General features: G+C 34.8%; 13 protein-coding genes. 1 reads left to right on the top strand and 12 read right to left on the bottom strand.

The window, feature by feature from the left end; translation table 11 throughout:
- Positions 1-16: 16 nt before the first annotated feature.
- From rfbC to JOD82_RS05535, 12 genes are all read right to left on the bottom strand, one after another.
- The gene (gene rfbC / locus JOD82_RS05590) at positions 17-565 is read right to left on the bottom strand and encodes a dTDP-4-dehydrorhamnose 3,5-epimerase (protein ID WP_209947896.1); all 549 of its coding nucleotides are present in this window, start codon (positions 563-565) and stop codon (positions 17-19) included.
- A gap of 37 nt (positions 566-602) precedes the next feature.
- The gene (locus JOD82_RS05585; RefSeq protein WP_209947895.1) at positions 603-1,346 is read right to left on the bottom strand and encodes a sugar phosphate nucleotidyltransferase; all 744 of its coding nucleotides are present in this window, start codon (positions 1,344-1,346) and stop codon (positions 603-605) included.
- A 236-nt stretch (positions 1,347-1,582) separates the two neighbouring features.
- Complete coding sequence (locus JOD82_RS05580; RefSeq protein ID WP_245248906.1) at positions 1,583-1,996, bottom strand: GtrA family protein; 414 nt, start codon at positions 1,994-1,996, stop codon at positions 1,583-1,585.
- Positions 1,986-2,372, bottom strand: coding sequence for a DUF2304 domain-containing protein (locus JOD82_RS05575; RefSeq protein WP_209947893.1), 387 nt, complete (start codon positions 2,370-2,372; stop codon positions 1,986-1,988). The genes JOD82_RS05580 and JOD82_RS05575 overlap by 11 nt, the downstream gene beginning before the upstream one ends.
- Positions 2,369-3,079 carry a glycosyltransferase family 2 protein gene (locus JOD82_RS05570; protein ID WP_312887662.1) on the bottom strand — a complete coding sequence of 237 codons (711 nt, stop codon included), beginning with the start codon at positions 3,077-3,079 and terminating at the stop codon, positions 2,369-2,371. Before JOD82_RS05570 ends, JOD82_RS05575 begins: the two co-directional genes overlap by 4 nt.
- A 4-nt stretch (positions 3,080-3,083) precedes the next feature.
- Complete coding sequence (locus tag JOD82_RS05565) at positions 3,084-5,192, bottom strand: DUF6020 family protein (RefSeq protein ID WP_209947889.1); 2,109 nt, start codon at positions 5,190-5,192, stop codon at positions 3,084-3,086.
- Positions 5,193-5,271: 79 nt separating this feature from the next.
- Positions 5,272-6,504: a glycosyltransferase gene (locus JOD82_RS05560; RefSeq protein WP_209947887.1), complete on the bottom strand. Its 1,233-nt coding sequence runs from the start codon at positions 6,502-6,504 to the stop codon at positions 5,272-5,274.
- A 12-nt stretch (positions 6,505-6,516) separates the two neighbouring features.
- A complete protein-coding gene (locus tag JOD82_RS05555) occupies positions 6,517-8,784 on the bottom strand; it encodes an HAD hydrolase-like protein (protein ID WP_208332590.1) in 2,268 nt (755 codons plus the stop codon).
- A gap of 9 nt (positions 8,785-8,793) precedes the next feature.
- On the bottom strand, positions 8,794-9,918 hold the full coding sequence (locus JOD82_RS29735) for a class I SAM-dependent methyltransferase (RefSeq protein WP_069010704.1): 1,125 nt from the start codon (positions 9,916-9,918) through the stop codon (positions 8,794-8,796).
- 12 nt (positions 9,919-9,930) lie between these two features.
- Positions 9,931-11,205, bottom strand: a complete 1,275-nt coding sequence (locus JOD82_RS05545; RefSeq protein ID WP_069010703.1) for an ABC transporter ATP-binding protein — start codon at positions 11,203-11,205, stop codon at positions 9,931-9,933.
- A 15-nt stretch (positions 11,206-11,220) separates the two neighbouring features.
- A complete protein-coding gene (locus JOD82_RS05540; RefSeq protein WP_069010702.1) occupies positions 11,221-12,015 on the bottom strand; it encodes an ABC transporter permease in 795 nt (264 codons plus the stop codon).
- A complete protein-coding gene (locus tag JOD82_RS05535) occupies positions 11,999-12,937 on the bottom strand; it encodes an NAD-dependent epimerase/dehydratase family protein (RefSeq protein ID WP_069010701.1) in 939 nt (312 codons plus the stop codon). Before JOD82_RS05535 ends, JOD82_RS05540 begins: the two co-directional genes overlap by 17 nt.
- A 144-nt stretch (positions 12,938-13,081) precedes the next feature.
- Between JOD82_RS05535 and JOD82_RS05530 the strand changes: the two genes are divergently transcribed.
- Positions 13,082-15,541: an O-antigen ligase family protein gene (locus JOD82_RS05530; RefSeq protein ID WP_069010700.1), complete on the top strand. Its 2,460-nt coding sequence runs from the start codon at positions 13,082-13,084 to the stop codon at positions 15,539-15,541.
- Positions 15,542-15,576: the final 35 nt, after the last annotated feature.

Below are 15,576 nucleotides of genomic sequence, written 5' to 3'. Positions count from 1 at the left end.
TAATTTGTATTAGCTTCTAATCAAAATTGATTTCCGCATCTGTCAGAACGGGCTGCTGTTTATCCTTCTCTGACAGTATCGCCTTGGAGGTAGGCCAGTCAATACTCAATGCAGGGTCATTCCACCGTATCCCTCTGTCGTGCAAAGGAGAGTAATATTCATCAACCTTATACAACACCTGAGTATTGGGAACAAGCGTACAAAAACCATGAGCAAACCCCTTAGGCACCAGTAACTGGCGACGATTATGCTCACTTAGAATGACACTCATCCATTGCCCAAACGTAGGAGAACTTTTTCGAATGTCCAAAATCACATCATAGATAGCACCTGTGAGTACCCTGATAAGTTTCGTTTGTGCCTTCGGATTTAATTGGTAATGCAACCCGCGTATAACTCCTGCATCAGCAGAAAGAGATTGGTTATCCTGAACAAAAGTATGATTAATCCCCTCATTTTGCATAACCTGTTGATTATAACTTTCCATAAAAAAACCGCGTTGATCACCATGAACAGTCGGCTCCATTATACTTGCACCTGTTAATTTTAAAGGTATCACTTTCATGCTATACGTCCTTCCCTCAATGCTGTGAAACTTTGCATTACAACTTTAACTTACCAAATTCCTCACCAAATATAATATTTTGCGCGAGTTCATTTGCTCTGGCAAGCGAAGTATGCGTTCCTGCATCCGTCCACCAACCTTGAAGAATATCATAGGTCAATGTTCCGTTAGCAATATACGCATTGTTAACGTCTGTAATCTCTAATTCTCCACGTGTTGAAGGTTTTAGGGTTTTCACAATATTAAAAACATTGTGATCAAACATGTATATCCCCGTAACTGCATAATCACTTTTAGGTAGCTGAGGCTTTTCTTCTATAGATAGAATACGTTGATTTTGAATTTCTGCTACACCAAATCGCTGCGGATCATGAACCTTTTGCAATAATAATTTAGCTCCAGCGTTTTGTGTACGGAAATTTTGCACAAACGAAGAAATATCATCCTCGAACACATTATCCCCCAGAATGACGACCATTTGATCATTACCAACGAAATGCTCTGCCAGATCTAACGCCTGCGCAATGCCACCCGCTTCGTCCTGTACCTTATATGTAAAGGTTACGCCCATAGCACGACCGCTTCCAAGCAGATTTACAACATCCCCCATGTGTTCTTTGCCTGTTACAATAAGGATATCCGTAATATCAGCTTGTTTCAGCTTATATATGGAATGAAAGATCATAGGATACTTACCGACAGGAAGCAGGTGCTTATTAGTCACTTTGGTTAAAGGAAAAAGGCGAGAACCTGTCCCGCCTGCAAGAATTATACCTTTCATATGTCGACTCCTTAATTATTAATTTTAAAATAAGAATAAATTCTCCACCTAGCGTTATAACGCACCCTTTTTAGTTCGTCTTTAGTTAGGTATCAAAAACTCACTCCAAATATTTAGAGTTAATAAGAGTGGAGACCCCAGAGTTTATAAATTCACTTTACCAAAATAAAGTGATCCATTTTGCACTTTTATTTAGAGTATTACACCAACAACATCCTTCAAACTATGAAAATAACTCATAGTTTTTCAGGACACTTTTCCCTTTCATTAACATAAGCAAAGGTCCAATACTTGTTTAATATGAAATTAAAAATAGGGACGATAATCAATGCAAAAAATTGTCCTAAAAGATAAGAAAAGTGAAAAGCATAAACGATAACATACATAATTGATAGGTTAAGAACCAAACCAGTTAGAGATACTAAAGTGTACTTAACTAAAATTTTACCCCCCTTCCCTGAAGTACTAAACGTCCACTGACGATTTATAAAATATGAAATCACCAGTGAAAATATAAATCCTATAAATGAAGAAAATATTGGTTCGAAATTCAGCTTTTCAACTAATAATATTATAGTTGAAGTATGAATAAGGGTCCCGAAAGCACCTACAAACCCATATTTCAAAAATTGTAATAGGTTATTTTTCATGGGGACTCCCTTTTAGATTTAAGTGGTTTCCCTTAAGTAGATCCACTTCTTTTTTCAATAATCCTATCTCTTGCGAGAGAACTTTAATTTTATTTGAATCCCTTGATAAGGCAACTGTAAGACTATATAGAATAACAAAAACTGAAATTATAGCAACTAAAAACAAGGCATTAACTGGCATCTCAATGTAAAAAATACGCGATATAAAAATTAGAACATATGGAAATAATGTAAGGATAATACCCATTAAATTGATTAATATCCATAATAACGCATATTTCAAGTCTAATTTATAACTTTTGATTTTTCTTATCAACAACATTAATAGTATTGAACATACAAAAAACAAGATAATTTGAAGTTGAAAATGAATCATTGCAATACCTCGTAGCTTTTTTTCTCTCTCAACAAATCAATTAGAATCGCTAAAGACACCTTAATCATATAATATAGGGACTTAACAGATTTTATAGAGGATTCACCTGCCTGTCTTTCCATCATTGTTACTGGTATTTCCATAACTTTATGATTAGTTCTAATTAAATGTACGATTGACTCTGGCTCTGGGTAATCACTTGGATAATATACATTCGCAAATACAGAAATTGATTTACGACCACATGCTCTAAATCCAGAAGTTGGGTCAGTTATCTTCACTCCTGTAAAAAAATATATTAAATCACTAAAATATTTTATACCTATCCTTCTTATACGCGTTGATTGAAAACCCACTTTTTCGATATATCTCGAACCTATAACCATGTCCGCCTCATTATTTAAAATTGGAGTTATTATTTTTTCGATTTGTCCAGGGTCATGCTGCCCATCTCCATCAACCTGAATGGCAATATCATAATTCTTTTCATAGGCATATTTATACCCAGTTTGCACAGCTCCTCCAATACCTAAATTACAAGGAAGATCAATAACATTTACACCATTTTCCTTGCAAACTATAGAGGTATTGTCAGTAGAGCAGTCATTTATAACTATAATATCGTACTTATTTTTCTTGAATTTATTAATTAACTCTTTTATATTATGCTCCTCATTATACGCTGGAATTATAACTAAAATTCTCACTTTCTCAAGCACCTTCTTTCCCATACTGCCTTTTATCATTTATATTACTAAAACACAGAGGTATTATTATAAAAGTACATAAAATGGACGGATACAAATATCTAATTTGCTGTGCTGGAATTGCTGCGAATAGTCCTATCACATTAAGCATAACAGGGGAAAAAATAATTAAGCTTCTCAAATTATTGCGAAAAACAAATATTAATCCAAATAACATTGAAATAAAAATATAAAGTGCTGGTCTCCAAAGTAACCAAACTAAATCACTTTCTTGGGTTCTATCAAGAAAAGCTTGAATTCGAACCAATGAATCAGGGATGAGAGACTCAGTTTTCAAATTATACTTATCTAAATATTCACGACCTGTATGAACAATCCCCCTTTCAGTAAACAGAGTACTAGAATTACTCGGTTGAGATATCCTCCAAACTACAGAGGTTTGCTGTAACCAGCTTTTAATAGCAATTTCAGGTTCTTTTGCAATGAGTTCAATCCAAACTTTCATAAACTGAACTTTGTATTTCCGATCATTAAAAATTAACATATCAAAATTAGGGTTAAAGATGATAGGATCTACAACGTAGGGATTATACTCAGATATCCATATTCCGGGATCCATAGCTTTTTTAATAACTTGAGTTTGTTCCTCGTCTAATTCCACACCTGATGAAAGAATAGATGCCACCTGTTGAATTGGTATATTAAATGTTAGTATACTTGGACTCGGGACAATATCTAATACTTTTACTAACACACTCTTCATACCAAAAAAAAGCACGAGGACTGTTATACCTATTAGTGCTATCTTTTTCCACTTAGATTTATAAAATACAAGCAATAAGAACAGTGTTCCAATTACTGATATAATTCCATTATGTCTGAACATCAATACTAAAAAAAATGATAGAGCAAGAAGAAATAAATTTTTCTTAGATTTAAACCATTGCTCTTTTTCTGCATACAAATTAATTAAAACAATAGTAAGCAAAAATAAGGATATACTATAGGTCACATCTTTCCATATGCTTATTATCATCATTGAATTTACTGGTATCAATGAAAATAAAATAGACATCCCCCAAAGAATTCTTCTATTCACTTCAAATTTTAATAGAGAACGAAATGCATATAGTAAAGCACTCAGAAGAAACATCATTTGAGCTAAAACTATAGCTGCTGGTGAGTACCAAATTTTAGTAATAAGCAACTTGAATAAAGTATCATAAATTGGATGCGCATCCCCAAATTCAAATGTCGATAATTGTCTCCACTGGTCTAAGGAATCACCACTCATTAATCCAGGATAATAGGATAGAAAATATATACTCCATGAAATTATTATCGGTACTAAGAATACTGCACTATCCCCTTTAGCAATAGACAATGATTTAGGAGTCCTTTGAATAGTGATTCTAGTTAAAAAGATAAAAATAGTAAAGAATAATAAGAGCAAATCGGCTAAAAACACTAGACATTTCTCGAAAATTGAGGCTCCCTTTAAATTATCTAAATGAATTTCTTTTGTGCTATCATTAGTACCATAAAGATCATAGTCATTTTCTTCACCATCAATAACTAAACGAACTTTACCAGAATAGGGATGGTTACTAAGTTTTAGGCTTATGTTACTTTTTACCTTACCTTCCCAATTTATAAAAACATTATCACCGTGTGTATAAACAGGAACCCCATTAATCAATTCCCAATTACCTATTAAATTCATTTCATTTAATGGTAAAATTCTATTGTCGATTTTAATCTCTTTAACCCAAACCTCGATACCTAATGATTGATTATTTTTTTGTCCAAGCGGTTGAACTTTTAACGTGTGAAAATTATCAACGTTAAATGGTATCATCAGAAGGATTGAAAATGAAAAAATAATACTTACAATTAAATTTCTTCTCTTGCTTGCATGTAAATACTTCGAATCAAAGAATTGTTTAAATGAATTCCTAAGTGCATACCCTATTGTAATTGTTGTAAGCAAAATAAAAAAAACAAAAATCACACGTCTGTTTGTTATACTTGGAATAAAATGATAGACAAAAGCCAGACTTATACAGAAAGAAAACACATAACTTAAAGCTCTGGTTATAATGGAGTTATTCATTAGCGACCTCATTCATAATTCTACTGAAAATAGTTTAAAACAAATATTCACAGAGACAATTCATCAATCAAAATCGATATCATTTAATTATTTTTTTAATTATCAATTTGTATTTTATTTTTCTAAAAAAGCCAAACATTTCAGGAAAATGTCTGCGTAAAAAAGATTTTGTATTCTCATATATTTTTTGTATAGCAGTTTGTTTAGTAATCACATTTTTATTTTCCTCCGCTATCACATACCATTGAAAATAAAATTCACTTTTCTTTTCTATGATATCTTTCGAGTTGTGAACAAAAAGACTATTATCCTCACTAATCGATTTTACAGCTTTATAGAATTGTTCAGATGATTCGTCCCAACCTGGCCAATTGCTAGCAGTATCTATAGCTTTATCCTTCAAATCTCTTAATAAAGTAGGAGAATGTTTTAAGCTATTTATAAAATTCAAAACAGCTTTGTCATCATCTTTTGCAGCGACCAAAGCATTCTGATCTGAAACAATATATTCATCATGGCCTGTAACATTATATGTTATCGAGGTACCACCACAATGGAACATCTCGAGAGGAGGACCAAACATTCCTTCCACATAACTGAGTTTGATAATAACATCACAAGATCTGTAAATTTGAGCTGTTTCAAAAATAGGAACTTGGGAGAATACTTTGTCTACTCCAGGATAAGAACTTATCGGACTTGAAGTTAATAACCAAATTTCATCAGCGTCAGATTGTTTGCAGATTTCTATCGTTTTTGGAACATTCTTGAAAGGGACATCTATTGGCCCTTCTACCAAAACCCTAAGTTTCCCCTGTTCTCTTGCCTGATGTCTAACACCTTCAATCGAATAAATATCTTTTCTAATACCATTGGGCACTAATTTTGCGTCTTTATTAAAGTGTTCATTTAAATGCTTCTGTATCCATTTTGCTTCGGTAATTATGTGCAAGGGAAGCTGATAGGTAGAGTCTACCAAGTGCCGTAGTGATCTCTCATTCTCATCATAAAATCTTGATTCAATAGACTGAACAAAATAAGCATATGTTTCTGCGGTCACTCGATATAGTTCGTAAACAGTTCTCCACCAAGTTGCAATACATACATCAAATTTATCATTTTCGACTTCTTTGTATGTTTTCCAAATTAAAGACCTAGCTTCAGGATGCCAATGTAATCTCTCCATATTAACTTCTTCTTCAGTAATAATTGTTACAAGTACACCTTTTTTTGTTGCTCTTATTGCATGTTCAAAAATTACATACGAACCTCCACTAATATCAGGAGATCCTAATAAGAAAGCCCATTTCATTTTCTTCTTCCCCTAATCATGTTTTGATTTTGATAACTTTTCTATAACCTCATCTCTTTCATCAATCATTTGTGTCATACTTTTAATAGCAGCATCTCGATCATCTATCATTTGTGTCATTTTTTTTATTGCTTCATCTCGATCATCTATCATTTGCGTCAGGTCTAAAATGGTCCTATCCTTTTCATCCAATGACCTTTTAAGCTCTTCCACAAGCTGCCTATCGTTTGCGGAAACGACCGTGCCAATTTGATGATTACTCCCACCTTTAAAACTTTTATTATATTTGTAACGTCCATAAATAGGCACTAAATAGCCAAGTCCATGACTACTAAGTGTTATTGGCCCCCAAAAGCCCTTTTCAAGAATAGCTCTCGGGTTTCGTGTCAATATAAAAGTATTTTTAATCGTTTTGATTAAGTCAAACTTATTTTTTGTATTAAAAGTAGAATACTCGAATACCCCAAAATTCTCATAATGATACAGACCATTAAAGAAATTTATCTCCGCTTTTGTTGGAAATAAGACCATTCTAGAATGAACTTTAGCAATTTGTTCAGTGTAATATTCAAGTTTTACACCTCTATTGCAGAAGAGATTACACAATCTCTCAAAAAAATCATATATTTGGCTCTGTAATGGGCTTATTACCTCATCGAATAATTTCTTTTCCATATCTGTTTGGACGGTTTCGACTTCAATCCTATGATTATAATCATCACGAATATATTTATTAGCACTTCCATGAGAAGCACCCAACACTATTTCGTATAATGCTCTGTTTTCATTGTATACATTAAAATAAGGAGTTCTATAAGGAATAGAAGAGAATAGGAGTCCCTGCTTTTTATTATTTTCTCGAGCATCTCCTGAGGCAATTAACCCTAAATAGTATCCATGTACTGATACATTTTCATTGTATATTCTATATATATTATCTTGTATAGTGCCCTTCCAACCCACATCAACTAAATGAAAGCCCTGTTTTTTTATATTCACAGTGAAATTTTCTATATAACTGTAAAAATTATCTCGTTGCTGAAGCCTTGATTCTTCATATTTTTCAATAAACGTCGAATCATTTCTTAAATCCGTAAAAATCTTGCTACTAGGGAAATTTTCAATTTTCAACTTGGCATCTATATTAAGTTTATGAGAAATTTCTTCTATTACTTTTTCCTCAAAACTTAAACTTGACAAAAAATCGTATAACGAAATATGAATATATTGTCTAAACAAAATCTCAAACTTTTCACTGTCAAGAGGCAGTAAGCTCGGTAAAAATGTAGATTTTCTAGATACTTTCAAGTAATGAGGCTTAACATAAAAAGTATCTTTGTATCCCTCTTTTTCCTGATATAGGTCAAATAACTTTAACAGAAATTCTCCTTCTCTTGACAAAAAGAATACATTTTTCACGCCATTTTTCATTAGAGATTTGTGAAGCATAACGATATAAAAAAACAAAGAACAGGATATTTCTAGAAATCTCCCCACATGTGACATATCCCTTGCCATCGCGGTTAACTCATTAGCATAATGAGTCTCGCTCTCAACCCGCTTACGAAATTCACTATAGAAAGCATGCTGTTGTTTCCTATCTATATAATAAGCATCAATCCCCTGAGAAAGAGGCACTTTGTAATCTGAGTGTTCATTATCGCCTACCATAATAATGTCTGAGGGATTGAAGTTATTATCACCAACTATTTTTGTGAATAGTTTACCGCTTTTCTTAGTCAGCAAATACTCACTGGATACATAAATCTCATTAATGTACTGAAGAATTCCATGTTTAGCAAATAACTCAGCTATTAACTTTTGCGAGAGATAAAAATCCGAAACACAATAAATTTTAATATTGTGCTTAAGTAACTGAACTACTACTTCGAGCCATTTTGGATCAATGTATTGAACTGCCATTTCTGTTTCAATTTCAATTTTTTCACATATAGAAATAAATGTATCCTTATCGATATCATTGTTCAAAAGTCCTTTATTAATCAGAACTACATACATCGAGGATAGCAAATTGGAGTAGTTAAATTCCATGTCAAAACCTGAATTTGCATTATCTTTACACATTTCGGCTTCCATATTATTTCTCAATCTATATAATTCTTCATAATCAATTGAATCGCCAAAATAAATGCTAACTCGTTTAGCCCATATTTTCTTCACATATTCCGGTTCTACATGACGGAGAATTATTGTATCAAACACATCAAAGAAAGCTATTTTTTTATTTTTTTCCAGTACCGTATGAATTAAATTTTCCATGTAGGCTCCTTAATCCGCTTTGTTTCTGAAATTAAAAATTATTTTCTTACTTTCGTAATAGTTAACTTTAGTTTCTAAGAGCTCAATTCTCTTATACAAGTCCACAATATTCGCCCTTAAGTTTTGAATTTCATTTTGGTACTGATTACATAACTGTTCTCTTTCCTCAATCATCTTTTCCATATTGCGTATTAATTGATCCCGTTCCTTCACCAAACTTTCAGTCGCTTCCAGGGCAACATCCCGTTCATAAATCAAACTCTCATTCTTCTTTATGACTTCATCACGTTCGGATATCATAATTTCATTACTTCTAATCGTTTTATCACGTTCGGATATCATCATCCCATTGCTTTTTATTGCCTCATCCCTTTCAGCAATCATCCGTGAGTTGTCGTTTATTATTTTATCACGTTCTTCAACCATCAAAGAGAGATCATTTGTTTTTATTTGCTCAAATGAATATAGAGCCTTATAAGTATACAGATTTATCTTGTCCTCAATATTTTGATCAAGTAATAAATTATATACTTTATCTCCCTTAGGAAATAGAATCCCCAACCCCCAACTGTGTTTAAACTCCAAGTAAGAATATTTTTGCTTTACCTCACTCCAGAAAACATTTGAACCATACTCAAGAGGACTAAAAACATCATGAAAGAAGATAACACCGTCTTTAGACAACTTAGGTAGCCATGTCTCAAAATCATGCTTCACCGCTTCATAGGTGTGTAGACCATCTATGTGGATTAAATCAGCTGTGCCCTCATTCACTTCAGATAATGCATTATCAAACGTCATCCTTTTCAAGTCAATATTTAAATGACTAAAATGAGCCGCTACTGTACTTTTCACAGTACGGTATACTTCTTCGTCATAATACCCAGCCTGCTCATCTCCAGCCCAAGTATCTATAGCAATAAGCTTTGTGTTTAAGTTGAAATCCTTAACAGCCTGACAGAATGAAAAAAATGAACATCCATAATGGGTTCCCAGCTCTACAATTGTATTTGGTTCAATAAAGTTAATATAATCGTATGCAAACCAACGATGACCTTCCCATGGGGCCACTTTCAACTTCTCGTTGATCTGGTCGGATTCGAATGTTGGCGTGCTAATATCCCATTTATTCAAATCGATCTCTCCTTATAATTCTTCAATTGCAACATGCTCAATTTTATTATTAAAGATCGCATGGATTGAAGTGAATACAATATTTTTGAGTTGAATGACATTATGGGCCCAGCATTGTATAGTATGTTGCATCTCATGAAACCCCTCACCTAAACCAAGAGTCACGAAATACTCGTTTTCTTGAATCTCAGGCCATCTAAACTGTAACTTGACAAGATAAGACTTACCTTTTGTTACAGAACCTGAAAATATATTTGAACCGGTTGTATTTTCTCCAAAAATAGCATTTCCATACTTATCATTCACAAGATAACCAACGATCAATTCATCTGTTGTTTTATGAGCTTCTATCAACATATCAATCTCAACTAGATCATTCGCTGAAATATATCCTTTATACTTTTCGCTATTCACACTGAAGTCCAAAGCTTTGATTATGACTTCTTGTGCTCCACCTAATGACTCTTCATTAACAGGTATCCAGTTTAAAGGAATACTTGTTTCTTTATTCAATTCCAAAGCGAGGGAATTTGTCTCCGAGTTAGCTTTAAACACCTCAGAATGTACGGATTTAGTATAGTATTCAATCCCTTTCAAGGGATCCCCCTCAAATACAATCTCCCCATTTGAAAGAACAATAACTCTATCTGCCATATTAGCAATAGAACTGAGATCATGTGTCACGAGCAATTTTGTGATATCTGACATTTCCTCTTTCATATATCGATTGCATTTCTGCTGAAAAAAAACATCTCCTACTGATAATGCTTCGTCAACTATGAGAATCTCTGGCTTAAAACTGATCATTACTGAAAATGCTAATCGGGCAAACATACCACTTGAGTATGTCTTAACCGGTTGGTGGATAAACTCCCCAATATCAGCAAACTCAATAATCTGTTCCAATTTACTATTCATTTCTTCTTTCGAAAAGCCACGCATTGTTCCATTTAGATAAATGTTCTCTATCCCAGTATATTCAGGGTTAAATCCAGTTCCAAGCTCTAAAAGTGCTGAAATCTGACCATTAACCAGTCTATCACCATCAGTTTGTGTCAAAACCCCAGTAATTATTTTCAAAAGAGTGGACTTACCAGAACCATTCTTACCTATGATACCTAGTGTCTCCCCCCTCTTAACGTTCAGAGATACATCTTTCAAAGCAAAAAAATCAGTATGATAGGATCCACCAAAAATATTCACAGCTTCCTTAATCCTGTCAGTCGGTTTTGAATACAACTTATACTTTTTATATATTCTTTTTAATTCTATAGCTACTTCTTCCATAATAACCTCCACAACTTATAGCACATCCGCAAAATGAGGCTTTAACTTTTTAAATAAATATATGCCTAAAAGCATGATAAATGTAGAAAGAATCCAGAAATATGCAGTTTGATTATATCGGTGCCAAAACCAAACATGATGTATAAAAGTATCGCGATAACCCTCAACAATGTAGTATGCCGGATTAAGCTTAAACCATTTAATGAGCTTATCTGAGATAATTTCAGGTGACCACACAATCGGAATCAACCAAAATCCAATCTGAACGAAAATCCCCAAAACTTGCAATGCGTCTTTCATAAAAACAACTAGAGAAGACGTAATAAGCGTTATTCCAATTAATAAATAAAATAAACAAAACAGATAATAAAATACCTGTATATAAACAATATCTGGGTTATAACCAAAATAAAAAAGTATAACAATAAGAAACAACAAAAAGAATAAATGAATAAAAAACGAAGATATTATCTTAACAATCGGAAGAAAGCCAATACGGAACGAGACCTTCTTTACTAAATAACTATACTCTGGAAAACTATTTGAAGAAGTAAGTAGAGCTTCTGAAAAAAAGAACCACGGAATCATTCCACAAGTGAGCCATAAAATAAACGGGGTCCCATCGGGTCTACTACCAGAACGAAATCCAACTTCAAAGACGAACCAGTACACTGCTATAGTCATGAAAGGTTGAATAAAAGCCCAAAACATCCCAAGATAGGATCCTGCATATCTAGTTTTAAAATCATTTTTAGCTAGCTCAAAAATAAGTTTTAGTTGAGGTTTAATAATGCTAGTTCTTGCCGCCATTTGATAACTCCTTCTGATAGTAATCCAAGGTTAATGCTAGCCCTTCTTCCAAACTATGTCTCGGGATCCAATTCAAAAGTTCAGCCGCTTTTTGGTTAGTCAAAGCACTCCTCAGAATATCACCCGTTCTTTCATTACGATATTCAGGTCGGATACTGGACTGTAATAAAGAAGCTATTATATTATAAAGTTCATTTATTGTTACTTCTCTATCAGTACTTATATTTAAAACTTCATTGTGGGCTGTAGTTAAAGCAGCTAGGTTTGCCAAAGCGATATCCTTAACGTAGACAAAATCCCTAGTTTGCTCTCCACTTCCATATATCACAGGTACGTGCTTCTGTAGCAACTGATTCAAGAAAATTGAAATGACTCCACCTTCACCTTTAGGGTCCTGTCTTATCCCATATACATTTGCATACCGTAAAATTGTGTGCTTTAAGCCATAAGAAACAGAATACAGTTTTATATACTCTTCAGGTGCATACTTAGAAATCCCATAAAAAGAAATGGGAGAAACAGGATGTTGCTCGTTAATACTTACATATTGAGGCACTCCGTATACTGCAGCAGAAGAGGCATATATAATTTTCCTAACATTGTGAGAAACACATTGATTTAAAATATTAATTGTCCCGTTTATATTTATTTGTGCATCTAAGTACGGATCTCTAAATGATTCTTGCACACTTATTTGAGCAGCGTGATGAATTACAATTTCTGGATCTACATTTGAAAAAATATAGTCCAAACTATTAGTATCACGAATATCAGCTTCGAAGAATTCAGCAAAAGGATTTATATTTTCTCGCTTACCTGTAGAAAGGTTATCAATAATTGCAACCTTATGATTGTGTTTTACAAGTAAATCCACGATGTTAGAGCCAATAAATCCTGCTCCTCCAGTTACTATAACTTTCATAAAACTTCTCCTTTTTTTCGAATATATACTACAAATAAGTTTATCTTTTTGAATATAATTACAAAAGTACTTTGAACAACTGGTTAACTCATTTTCTCTATGCTAAAATGTTGACGTATCTACAAGAAAAGGAGATTGTAAACCTTGTCGAATCCAGTATACGGGAAACAGGCCAAAACGTCGACCCATGACGATAAAAGGCCGGCTATGTTTTGGGTGTTAATTGTTGGCATGATTCTGTTTTTAGCTTGGTCTCCCTTCCAGGCTGCACTATTTAATGGGCAAATGCTCGAATTTGAGAAGCCACTTTATTGTGCTTTGATCATCAGCATGATTCTATTGATTTTGGGAATCGCAACCTATTATAAGAAATTCAAATTGGAAGATCAAAGAGACTGGCTGGCAGTACTTGTTATGTTACTCCCGTTGACGTACGTACTATCATTGATTTCCGCTGCTTCTCATTATCTCGCGATGAATATGGTAGTTGTGCAGTGCATCTATGCCTCATTATTCATCATTACATTGTACGCCTTACGGGATCGGTTGAGCAACCGCATCATCCAGACGGCCATTATGACCATAGCCTACCTTATTATAGGCTTTGGGTTCATTAACTGGTTCGGGCAGTGGGTATTGGCTGGACGCTTGGTGGGTTGGTTCGCTGCTTGGGTACTTAACAATCGTTACATTGATGCGATATGGGTAGATGCTAACGGTCCACGTCTCACATCTGTCTTCCAGTACGCGAATACATACGCGGCGTTTTTGATGGCGTTTTTGTTTGCGGCTGTCTTTTGTCTGATGAAGTCAAAGACATGGTATGGAAAAGGGATTCACGGCTTTATGTTGGTACCTATTTTTATATCGTTGTTCCTAACTCTCTCACGTGGTGGTCTCGTAATGCTGCCCGTAGTATTTGTCCTGTTACTTTTGTTTTTTAAACCTGCACGACAAATTTTATGGATTTTGCATTTCGCTATAGCAGGTTTGGCCTCTTTTGTTATTTTAAGCCCGATTACTAGCTGGGGATTACAACTTATTCAAACCTACAACGGTGCAAAAGCTGCTCAAGCCTGGGGGGTACTCCTTACCACTTCTGCCGTGACTACTCTTGTTTTATGGTTCGTACAAAGCTATCTGAGTCCGCGTCTAGAAAAGGGTCTTCAAGGTCTGGCTTCACGCAAACTGTCTAATCTGTGGCTACCTATAGGAGCTGTGGTAATTACTGGACTTTTCGCGTTCCTGCTGGTTGGCACGGGACTGAAATCCCTTCTTCCAGCTAACATGGAGTCACGTCTGGAAAATATCAACTTCCGACAGCATAGTGTACTGGAACGTATAACCTTTTATCGCGATGCTTCCAAACTAATTGCTGACTATCCGTTGATTGGTGCAGGTGGTGGCGGTTGGGCTACGCTGTATGAAAAATATCAAGACTATGGCTACACAAGCGCACAAGCTCATAACTTCTTCATGCAGTATCTGGTAGAGGTTGGTATCATTGGATTCGTTATTTTTATGGCGTTTATCCTTTATATTTTTTATAAATATATTAAAGGTTACATCAAAACCGACGATGAAAACCGAGATAGCTACTTCCTATACCTGATTTTGGCGATGTCCATTTTGCTCCATAGTCTATTGGACTTTAATATGAGTTATGTGTTCATGGGCATACTAGTATTTGTGAGTCTTGGTGGTATGGCCGCTGCTATGGACAGCAAGTCGCTTAAACGCCTGTCAATGAGTGCTTCCGGATTCCGAATTATGTATAGTTCAGTCATTGGCATTCTAAGCATCGTGGTGCTTTTTGCAGGTCTCCGCTTCTTGCAATCGGCTAATGCTGCCACATATGCTAAACGGATCATGGCGGTCAGCACATCATTTGAAGAAATCCAAAGTGCTATTAATAAAGATCTTGCACTTCGTCCTACACACCCGGATTCTGTTCTGAGACTGGCTGCACTGTATAAGAATGTTTATGAGCAAACGAAAAAAGAAGAATTTTATAATGCTGCAATAGAGGTGCTAAATACGGGTTTGAAAGCAGAGCCGTATAACAAAACTATGATCAACTCTAAAGTTTCCCTCTTACAAATGAAAGGCGAGAATGAGCAAGCCTTTAGTATTTTGGAAAATAACATTTCCAACTTTAACTGGGACAATGACTGGTACAATATGTTGATTACCCAAGCTTACACCATTGGTAATAAGGCACGTGAGCAAAAAGACACCACCAAAGAACAGAAGTATTTCCAAGCAGGTCTTGCTGCTTATCAGAAGGTTCTGGATGGGGTAGCTCATATTAAGACGGTTCCACCTGAAATTGAGTTGACACGTACTTTTGAAGTGACTCCAGGTATTGCGCTCAGTACTGGTAAAATAGAGTTCATGTCAGGTAAGCCTGCTGAGGCTGCAAGCATCCTCAAAAGCGGCTTGAAAGACGACCTGAGTGATGCTACAAATCGTGAGGTCGCTCGCTATTATATCGTCGCTCTGCAACAGCAGGGACAAGATGACAAAGCTTTGTACGATAAGCTGATTAAGGCTGATCCGAAGGAAAAAGAGCAAATTGAGCAGTTAAAGGCCTTAAAGCTCTAGGTATACGTTTAACATTGAACGCAAATACAAAAATG

The sequence above is a fragment of the Paenibacillus sp. 1182 genome (assembly GCF_017833915.1).
Lineage (GTDB): Bacteria > Bacillota > Bacilli > Paenibacillales > Paenibacillaceae > Paenibacillus > Paenibacillus polymyxa_D.
This window is presented reverse-complemented; position numbering and strand designations above follow the sequence as displayed.

Excerpts from the sequence above, each read along its gene's own strand:
- JOD82_RS05535 (WP_069010701.1), bottom strand. The coding sequence starts at position 12,937 with ATGAAAGTTATAGTAACTGGAGGAGCAGGATTTATTGGCTCTAACATC.
- JOD82_RS05540 (WP_069010702.1), bottom strand. The coding sequence starts at position 12,015 with ATGGCGGCAAGAACTAGCATTATTAAACCTCAACTAAAACTTATTTTT.
- JOD82_RS05580 (WP_245248906.1), bottom strand. The coding sequence starts at position 1,996 with ATGAAAAATAACCTATTACAATTTTTGAAATATGGGTTTGTAGGTGCT.
- JOD82_RS05585 (WP_209947895.1), bottom strand. The coding sequence starts at position 1,346 with ATGAAAGGTATAATTCTTGCAGGCGGGACAGGTTCTCGCCTTTTTCCT.
- rfbC (WP_209947896.1), bottom strand. The coding sequence starts at position 565 with ATGAAAGTGATACCTTTAAAATTAACAGGTGCAAGTATAATGGAGCCG.
- JOD82_RS05560 (WP_209947887.1), bottom strand. The coding sequence starts at position 6,504 with ATGAAATGGGCTTTCTTATTAGGATCTCCTGATATTAGTGGAGGTTCG.
- JOD82_RS05545 (WP_069010703.1), bottom strand. The coding sequence starts at position 11,205 with ATGGAAGAAGTAGCTATAGAATTAAAAAGAATATATAAAAAGTATAAG.
- JOD82_RS05565 (WP_209947889.1), bottom strand. The coding sequence starts at position 5,192 with ATGAATAACTCCATTATAACCAGAGCTTTAAGTTATGTGTTTTCTTTC.
- JOD82_RS05555 (WP_208332590.1), bottom strand. The coding sequence starts at position 8,784 with ATGGAAAATTTAATTCATACGGTACTGGAAAAAAATAAAAAAATAGCT.
- JOD82_RS05575 (WP_209947893.1), bottom strand. The coding sequence starts at position 2,372 with ATGATTCATTTTCAACTTCAAATTATCTTGTTTTTTGTATGTTCAATA.